The organism is Rhodococcus sp. P4_F3_2 (assembly GCF_056401335.1).
In genome coordinates, this window is record NZ_JBFUJN010000315.1 from 1 (window position 1) to 350 (window position 350).

Annotated in this window: 1 protein-coding gene; it reads left to right on the top strand. The window is 26.9% G+C overall.

The annotated features are described in order from the left end of the window. On the top strand, nucleotides 1-350 hold a 350-nt coding region (locus tag AC1DWA_RS33890; RefSeq protein WP_477917947.1), incomplete at both ends, for an HAD hydrolase-like protein.

The following is a 350-nucleotide window of genomic DNA, read 5'->3' on the forward strand; positions in this document are numbered from 1 at the left end:
ATTGTAAATACGAGGCTTTTAGCAATTGATATTTTTAATGAAATTGCTAAGAAGCAGGGTTATAAGAAAATTAGCGAAGAAGAGGTATTACACTTAAGTACATTATCAATACGTGATCGTTGTAAAACGCTCAATGTACCTATATATAAGATGCCTCTTGTTGGGATTGCAATAAAAAGAAGATATCAAACGTTTATTCCTAATTTAACACCTGTACTTGAAATAAGTGAAATGCTCAAAGAACTAAAAAAACAAGGTTATAAATTAGGCTTTTTAACAAGCAATAAGAAAGATGCAACTAATAAATTTTTAATAAATAATTCCATTAATATTTTTAATTATAGTCACTA